The sequence below is a fragment of the Brevibacterium senegalense genome (genome assembly GCF_000285835.1).
Taxonomy (GTDB): domain Bacteria; phylum Actinomycetota; class Actinomycetes; order Actinomycetales; family Brevibacteriaceae; genus Brevibacterium; species Brevibacterium senegalense.
The window spans coordinates 519,893-525,422 of sequence record NZ_HE978601.1; the positions used below are offsets into that span (position 1 = coordinate 519,893).

Genomic DNA, 5,530 nt, shown 5'->3' on the forward strand with positions numbered 1-5,530 from the left:
GGGGCGATTCAGCTGGCGAAACGACTCGGGATTGGCAATGCCACCATCGCCCGGGCGTGGAGGCAGTACGGCATCCAGCCCTGGCGAGCAGGGACGTTCAAGTTCTCCACCGATCCCGAGTTGATCGCGAAAGTCACCGACGTCGTCGGCCTGTACCTGGCACCACCTGAGAACGCGATCGTGCTGTGCGTGGACGAGAAGTCACAGATCCAGGCCCTGGACCGGACCGCGCCGCTGCTGCCGATGCGCACCGGCGCTATCGAGATAGCGCACCCATGACTACAAGAGGCACGGCACGACCACGCTCTTCGCTGCTCTGGAGATCGCGACCGGGCAGGTCACCGGGGCGTTGAAGCCCAAGCACAGGCACCAGGAGTTCCTCGCGTTCCTGCGTCAGCTGGATCGGGCGTACCCCGGTGGTGAGGAGTTGCATCTGGTGATGGACAACTACGCCACGCACAAGACCCCGGAGGTGAAGGCCTGGCTGCACGAGCACCCCCGGTTCGTCATACACTTCACGCCGACGAGTACGTCATGGCTGAATCTCGTCGAGGTGTGGTTCGGGATCATCGATCGGCAAGCGATCCGGCGTGGAGTGTTCACCAGCGTGAAGGACCTCAATCAGAAGATCCGGCAGTTCATCATTGGGTGGAATGACCGGAAGCATCCCTTCGTGTGGTCGAAGACCGCTGACGAAGTCCTCGCGAAAGCCAACCCTCTATGAACTTCAGTAACGCGTCGCTAGGGAGCTGCGCGAGAAGGCAGCGCACTGAACCGCCCGGGTCGGTATGGGGGCTGAGCGTGGGTTGCACCCAAGTCGCCTTCGTCAGCTCGACCACCCCCAACTGCGACGGGTTCCGCCGACCTCTTGACACACTTCGAATCTTGTATATCCTGAAAACTCACAGCTCGCTCCCAGCGTCGGCCGAGCATTGACGATAGGAGCTTCAATGGAATCGCTGCACGTCAGAAAACTCGTCGCCGCGCTTTTTGCCATTATACTCGGAGTTTCCGCACTGACACTCTCCGCACCATCGGCATCACACGCCGCACTCAGCAGCTGCTCCAGCGGCACCGCCTGCGTGTGGGATAGCAATGACTACAAAGGCAACTACATGAAAGCCTCAAATCTAGTCAACAACTACAAGACCATTAACTGGAATAACACCAGCAGTGGCACTCCCAACGACAAGGCTAATTCTGTCGCCAACCGCGGCAGTCGTTGCGCCGTAGTCTTCTTTCAAGATACATACCACAAGGGGGCTGGAATCCGCTTCAATCGACCAGCGGCAGGTGGGATAAAGCAGGACCCGTACCTGAAGAACGGCGGGGGCTACAGCTACACGACTGGCGCGAACACGAAGAACTTTGAAAACAAGATCAGCAGCCACAAGTGGGTAAATTGCGCGTGACCTCAATCAGTACAGCCCGCAACCGCCCTGCGCTGCGCAGTGCGGTTGCGGTCACGCCCACGCTACTGCTCATAGCCCTGGCGTCCGGTTGCACTGCGGGCAACACCGACGATGCCAATAGCCTCGAGAACATGACACCGACAATCAACTATGAGGACGGGTCTTTAGAAACTCCAAGCGATCAACTGACTCTCACGTGGGACGAAGAGACGACGATCGGCTATGCGCTCAGCATCGCGACCTCTCAATGTGCAGGCGCTCGCGGAGTCACCTACTCCCCATATGATCGTCGTGACGAGCTGTCGGAGAAGGCATATACCGAGGCCGGAGTCTGGTCGCCTGTGCTGGCGGCACGTTTCGGTTATGAAACAATTCCCGACACGGAAGCGAAAGAAAGTGTTATCGGCGAGCAGCTATCCGAAGAAGACGTCGAGGTTTTACGCGACTGCGCCATGAACGATTCTTCTGTGAAGCTTTTCGCTGACATTGAAGACGACTATGCGAACCGCATCGTGCCCGGAATCGTCGACAACACCGTCGTCAACGACGAAGCGCGGGAATCGATCCGTCAGACGTGGGTTGACTGCATGGGAGATGAGGGCATCTCAATCGATGATGACAGTTTCATCCCGACGGGAGTTGGCTCAATGAGCGAAGAGGCGTCGATCGAGATGGCGCTGAAAGACGTCGACTGCAAGGAGTCGACAGGGTTCATGGAGGCTTGGGCTACGAATCTGTGGGACGAGCAGAAGGAGTATGTCATCCAACATGCCTCCGAGTACCAGGAGTTCCGATCACGGGCCGAGCCGGCGTTGGAAGAAGCGCGGCACGTGATCACGAACTATGAAGGCTGACAGGAATATGCCACTGCCGCGGTGGCTGAAAACACCATTGGGCCTCGCGGCAACTGTGGGGTGTGTGCTCGCCATCGTTGGCTTTCTGCTTGGCTACACGCTCCGCGTCCCTCTTGACGCTCTGCACGATACGGAGCAGCACAGTGTGACAGGCCTCGCGACCGTCGAAGACCGTGCACTGACTCAAGACACCACGATCGGCGGAAACGTACGTCGGGGCAAAACGATAGACATCACGCTGCAAGCGACCGACGGCGAGCAGGTGGTGACTCGTGTCGAGGTCTCGCAGGGGGATGTGGTGAAGTCAGGACAAATGCTCGCGCTTGTCTCAGGCCGACCCGTGATCGCGGTACGTACAGAATTCCCGCTCTATCGAGACCTCGCCGTCGGAGACTCAGGGGATGATGCGCAAGAACTGAACAGTATGTTGTCGAACCTTGGCAAAGCTTCTGCGGGGTCCGACACTTTCACTCAGGCGACCGGCAATGGTATCGCGCAGCTGTACGCGGATTACGGCCTGACAGCCCCGTCGTCCGGTCAGGGCGAGGTCAACGAGGCTCAAGACGCCTACGATGAGGCACGGACTGACTCTGAGACGGACGAGGTTCAGTTGCAGGCCTTGCGCGAGCAGCTCGACACAGCAAAAGCGGAGTCGGGAACCCGGTTCAGACTCTCCGATTTCTACTTCCTTCCAGCGGGTGAACCCACTGTCGAAGCGATTTCGGCAAAGGGTGCTGTTCTTGACTCCGAGGATTCTGTGCTCGGTACTCTCCGCTCAGGTAAAAACGTGGTCACGGCGCGCGTCGATCTCTCGAAAGCCGACACATATCAGACTGGCGCAGACGTGACCGTCTCGACGACAGACGGGGAGAGCACCGAAGCGGCGTTCACCGTGGGAGAAGTATCGGACTTCAAGGAAGGCGACGATGGGGACGGCCAGACACCTCCTGGCTACGACGTCACGTTCGAGGCTGTCGACGCGTTCCCCGATGAGTTTGAAGATGATGCTGCAGTGAGCATCACCGCGGAGAACGCCGATGCCGATAGAAGTACCGCTATTCCACTGGTAGGACTCCGTGAGGATCCTGACGGCAACTATGTGCTGATTCCCGGAGCCGACGAGAAATGCCGGGTCAGCACCGGCGAACAAGCGGCCGGATGGATCGGGATCACGTCTGACTGCGTCGCGGTTGGAGACCAGATTGTCGTGGGGCCCTGATGCTGAGTCCTCGAGCTGTGTTCACTGGAATCTCGAAATCCTATGACGGCCAACCATCTGTGCAAGTGCTGACCGACTTCCACCTCACCATGTTCCCCGGCGAAACCATCTCGATCGTCGGCCCCAGCGGGTCCGGTAAATCAACCGCCCTCAACATTATTGGACTTCTCGATCGCCCGACATCTGGCTCTGCCACCGTGATGGGTGTTAACACTGAAGACGCCTCATCCCGCACGATCGACCGGATTCGTGCACAGCACCTTGGATTCGTCTTCCAGGACTCACACGTCCTGCCAGTTCGCACATGTTTCGACAATGTCCATCTCTCCTTGTGGGCCTCTCAGACACCCAGACCTGCACGGGCGCAGTTGGTAGAGACCGCCATCGAGAAGGTTGGCCTCTCACATCGACTGCACCAACCAGCTCGCGTGCTCTCCGGCGGAGAACGTCAACGCCTGGCAATCGCACGTGCGATTGTGAGGAACCCAAGCATCATCCTCGCTGACGAACCCACGGGAAACCTCGATCCCGACAACTCCCAACGCATCGTCGACCTACTCAACACCGAACGCGATCGCGGTGCCGCGGTCGTCATCATCACCCATGACCACCAGCTCGCAGAACAGTGCGATCGCACGTTCACACTCGCTGACGGCGTTCTCGAACCGGTGTCCGCACATGCATGACCTCCTGCTCGACGCTATTCGAGACGCCAATGCCAGACGCGCAAAGAGCCTCATCATCATCGTGGTCGTCACCTTATCAATCGCAGGACTGATCGCTTCGCGCGTCGTCGCAGTCACAGCGGTCAGCCAGATCGACGAGCAGCTCGCCGCAACAGCGCTCGACGAAGTGCGAATCCACCAGATTCACGACCGCTCCACCACATTCGCCCCGAGCACGACTGACCCCACACGCGACCTTCTCACCGAGCAATCAGCAGGAGCGGTCAGATCCATTTCCCACGTCAACTCGGTGTCACGGTACCTACCCATCAGCCCAGGCGAACGACCCATTGTGCGTGTCCATGGCGGGCCCGCGGTTCACGATGTGCGGGTGGTGGGTGTGGACGACAGCTACTTCGAAGCCACCGACGCACAGCTGACCCCTGCATCGATCAGCAGCGCCTGGAACACGGCGGCCGGCGAACAGGTCGCGCTCGTCGGTGAATCAGTAGCCGCGGAGCTCGGGATCGTTGCAAATGGCTACGATCAGAGCTTCAGGTTTGGTGTCCAACGATTCACTGTTGTTGGAGTAGTCTCCAGTCTCCGCGATCCGAAGCTGTCCCAATCGATACTGATACCGGCGGACGTTGCGGAAGGATTGCGTGAAGAAGACGACCACTGGGAACTCCTCGTAAGAACCCAACTGGGATACTCGAATTCCGTTTCATCTCTCGCGCCGGACCTCGCAGCGCCAGGTCAGGCTGCGAAGCTCGCTGCAACCGGTGCCGAGTCTCTGGGCGACCTGCGCACAGGTGTTGCGACAAACGTCGACAGCCTGCTCATGGGAGTTGGCATCGTTCTATGGATCCTCACACTCGTAATCGTTGCCAATGCCACCCTGTCATCAGTCATATCCCGAACGTCAGAAATCGGGCTCCGGCGGGCGCTGGGATTCTCCCGTGAGCACATTGTGTTGAAGTTCCTCGTCGAAGGCGGGCTACTGGGATCGATCGGTGGCCTGTGCGGCGTGGGAATCGGAATTCTCTCCGCGATCGCAACCACGGTTGCGCTTGGCTGGGTCCCGCTTGTACCGCTCTGGTTCCTGGCAGCAGGTCCGATTGCCGGGACCCTAACGGGGCTTATCGCCACGATCTATCCATCGTTGAAAGCTGCGACGATCCGTCCCGCCGAAGCCGTCCGTAGCGACTAGCAACCACGGGCCGTTCCCGCAACTACGAAAGCCTCTAGAACCAAAAACCCTAGGGACGAAACTGGCTAATCGTATTTGAGGGTGTACAGCCCAGCAGTGTGAGTCTGTCTTTCTCGCTATCGAGGTAGACGTCGAGGCCTCCCTGGCGATGGAAGTTCCTGAATCGCCCC

Annotated in this window: 5 protein-coding genes and 1 pseudogene; all 6 read left to right on the top strand. The window is 59.0% G+C overall.

Annotated elements, in window-relative coordinates:
• A pseudogene (locus HGBR_RS20705) lies at nucleotides 1-724 on the top strand (IS630 family transposase); the annotation flags it as partial.
• Nucleotides 725-950: 226 nt separating this feature from the next.
• The gene (locus HGBR_RS19375) at nucleotides 951-1,412 is read left to right on the top strand and encodes a peptidase inhibitor family I36 protein (RefSeq protein WP_083882739.1); all 462 of its coding nucleotides are present in this window, start codon (nucleotides 951-953) and stop codon (nucleotides 1,410-1,412) included.
• Entirely contained in the window at nucleotides 1,409-2,266 is an 858-nt protein-coding gene (locus tag HGBR_RS19810) for a hypothetical protein (protein ID WP_147522260.1), read from the top strand. The genes HGBR_RS19375 and HGBR_RS19810 overlap by 4 nt, the downstream gene beginning before the upstream one ends.
• 64 nt (nucleotides 2,267-2,330) lie before the next feature.
• Nucleotides 2,331-3,485, top strand: a complete 1,155-nt coding sequence (locus HGBR_RS05520) for an efflux RND transporter periplasmic adaptor subunit (protein ID WP_019158330.1) — start codon at nucleotides 2,331-2,333, stop codon at nucleotides 3,483-3,485.
• A 65-nt stretch (nucleotides 3,486-3,550) separates the two neighbouring features.
• Entirely contained in the window at nucleotides 3,551-4,171 is a 621-nt protein-coding gene (locus HGBR_RS19380; protein ID WP_218915939.1) for an ABC transporter ATP-binding protein, read from the top strand.
• Nucleotides 4,164-5,360 carry an ABC transporter permease gene (locus HGBR_RS19385; protein ID WP_161601846.1) on the top strand — a complete coding sequence of 399 codons (1,197 nt, stop codon included), beginning with the start codon at nucleotides 4,164-4,166 and terminating at the stop codon, nucleotides 5,358-5,360. The genes HGBR_RS19380 and HGBR_RS19385 overlap by 8 nt, the downstream gene beginning before the upstream one ends.
• Nucleotides 5,361-5,530 lie beyond the last annotated feature (170 nt).

Excerpts from the sequence above, each read along its gene's own strand:
- HGBR_RS19385 (WP_161601846.1), top strand. The coding sequence starts at position 4,164 with ATGCATGACCTCCTGCTCGACGCTATTCGAGACGCCAATGCCAGACGC.
- HGBR_RS19375 (WP_083882739.1), top strand. The coding sequence starts at position 951 with ATGGAATCGCTGCACGTCAGAAAACTCGTCGCCGCGCTTTTTGCCATT.